A 2,378-nucleotide genomic window follows, 5' to 3' on the forward strand; every position below is an offset into this window, starting at 1 on the left:
ATCCCGTGCAGCGCCGATACCCCCAACTACGACCTGCAGGTGCCCACCCCCAGCCCGCCCAGCGCGGGCAACTGGCTGGGCACCGACGACCAGGGCCGCGACGTGCTGGCACGGGTGCTGTATGGCACACGGGTATCGCTGTTGTTCGCCTTCGCCCTGACCCTGCTCAGCGTGCTGATCGGCGTGACCGCCGGCGCCCTGCAGGGCTACCACGGCGGCTGGGTCGACCTGCTCGGCCAGCGTCTTCTGGAGGTATGGTCGGGGTTGCCGGTGCTGTACCTCTTGATCATCCTGTCGGGGTTCGTCGAGCCGGATTTCTGGTGGTTGCTTGGGATCATGGCGCTGTTCTCCTGGCTGACCCTGGTCGATGTGGTGCGCGCCGAGTTCCTCCGCGGGCGCAACCTGGAGTACGTCAAGGCGGCCCGGGCACTGGGGCTTTCGGACACCCAGGTGATGCTGCGGCATATCCTGCCCAATGCCCTGAACGCGACCCTGACCTATGTGCCGTTCATGCTCACCGGGGCGATCACCACCCTCACCGCGCTGGATTTCCTCGGCTTCGGCATGCCCGCCGGCAGCGCCTCGCTGGGTGAGCTGGTGACCCAGGGCAAGCAACACCTCGAAGCGCCGTGGCTGGGCTTTACCGCGTTCTTTGCCCTGGCGTTGATCCTGTCGTTGCTGGTATTCATCGGCGATGCGCTGCGCGAGGCGTTTGATCCGCGACGATAATCCCGGCGCGATCTCTGTGGGAGCGGCCTTGCGGCCCTTTCGCGACGCAAGGCCGCTCCCACAGGGGCGCACGACACTTGGCTCAACGGATACATCTTCCATGCACGACAACCTCAAGGACTACCCCCAGGTTCGCCAACTGGCCATCCGCTCGCTGTTCGAGATCATCGAGCAGTCCAGCGAAGGCACGGTGATCGTCGATCGCCAGGCGCGCATCGTCTGGATGAACGAGCGCTATGCCCGGCGGTTTGGCCTGCAGGATGCCGCCAGCGCCATCGGCCAGCCCTGCGAGACGGTGATCCCCGGCAGCCTGATGCGCGAGGTGGTGAGCAACGGCAAGCCGATCCTGCTGGACATGCTCGACACGCCAAACGAGCCACTGGTGGTGATGCGCCTGCCGATCCACGACGGCCAGGGGGCGCTGATCGGTGCCATCGGCTTCGCCCTGTTCGACGAACTGCGCAGCCTGTCGCCGCTGCTCAAGCGCTATGCCAGCATGCAGCAGGAGCTGGCTTCTACCCGCTCGCAGTTGCGCGCCCGCCAGGCCCGCTACAGCTTCGCCCAGTTCGTCGGCAGCAGCCCCGCCTGCCTCGAAGCCAAGCGCCGCGCCCGCCGTGGCGCGACCAGCGACTCGCCAGTGCTGCTGCTCGGCGAAACCGGTACCGGCAAGGAACTGCTGGCCCACGCCATTCACGCCGCCTCGGCGCGGGCGCACAAGGCGTTCGTCAGCATCAACAGCGCGGCGATCCCCGAGGCGCTGCTGGAAGCCGAGTTCTTCGGTACCGCCCCCGGCGCTTTCACCGGCGCCGACCGCAAGGGGCGCAGCGGAAAGTTGCAGCTGGCCGAGGGTGGCACGCTGTTTCTGGACGAGATCGGCGACATGCCCCTGGCCCTGCAGAGCAAGCTGCTGCGCGTGCTGCAGGAGAAGGAGTACGAACCGGTGGGCAGCAACCAGATGCTGCGCAGCGATGTGCGGATCATCGCCGCCACCTCCATCGACCTGCAGGCGGCCATGGCCCGCGGGGCATTCCGCGCCGACCTGTACTACCGGTTGAACGTGCTGCCGGTGCAGGTGCCGCCGCTGCGCGACCGCCTGGAAGACCTGCCGGCGCTGTGCGAGGCGACCCTCGCCGAGCTGGGCAGCCAGTACGAACTGGAGGCCGAGGCCCAGGCGCTGTTGGGGCGGCATGCCTGGCCCGGGAACATCCGGGAGCTGCGTAATGTGCTGGAACGGGCGACCCTGCTGGCGGACCAGCCACGGCTGGGCGTGCATGACCTGATGAACGCGCTGGGGCCGTTGAGCCCGGTGGCCGAGACGGCACCGCAGTTGGGGTACCGGGAGGCCTGTGCGCAGTTTGAACGCGGGCTGATTGTGCAGGCCTTGGGACGCAGTGGCGGGAATGTGCCGGAGGCGGCGAAGGCATTGGGATTGGGGCGCTCGACGCTGTACAAGAAAATGGTGGCGCTGGATATTTTGTCTCAATAAAGAGATTAAAGTCTCAAAACAGGGATCGCAGGAGCAACTTTCTTTTGTAGGAGCGGCCTTGCCGAGGCGTCGGACCGGTCGGACGCCTCGGCAAGGCCGCTCCTACAGCGGACGTGCAAGCCCGCTGCCACGCGCCATGTCTCAAGATAGAAATTATTAATTT

General features: G+C 66.4%; 2 protein-coding genes. Both read left to right on the plus strand.

Features of this window, described 5'->3' with window-relative positions; genetic code table 11:
• Window positions 1–729: ABC transporter permease subunit (locus DMX06_RS25980; RefSeq protein ID WP_110739976.1), on the plus strand; the 729-nt coding region annotated here is incomplete at its 5' end.
• A 100-nt stretch (window positions 730–829) separates the two neighbouring features.
• Window positions 830–2,215, plus strand: a complete 1,386-nt coding sequence (locus tag DMX06_RS25985) for a sigma-54 interaction domain-containing protein (RefSeq protein ID WP_110739977.1) — start codon at window positions 830–832, stop codon at window positions 2,213–2,215.
• Window positions 2,216–2,378 lie beyond the last annotated feature (163 nt).

It is taken from the genome of Pseudomonas mosselii, assembly GCF_003205295.1.
Classification (GTDB): domain Bacteria; phylum Pseudomonadota; class Gammaproteobacteria; order Pseudomonadales; family Pseudomonadaceae; genus Aquipseudomonas; species Aquipseudomonas mosselii_B.

Bases quoted from the DNA above. Each gene is read 5' to 3' on its own strand.
- DMX06_RS25985 (WP_110739977.1), top strand. From the start codon at position 830: ATGCACGACAACCTCAAGGACTACCCCCAGGTTCGCCAACTGGCCATC.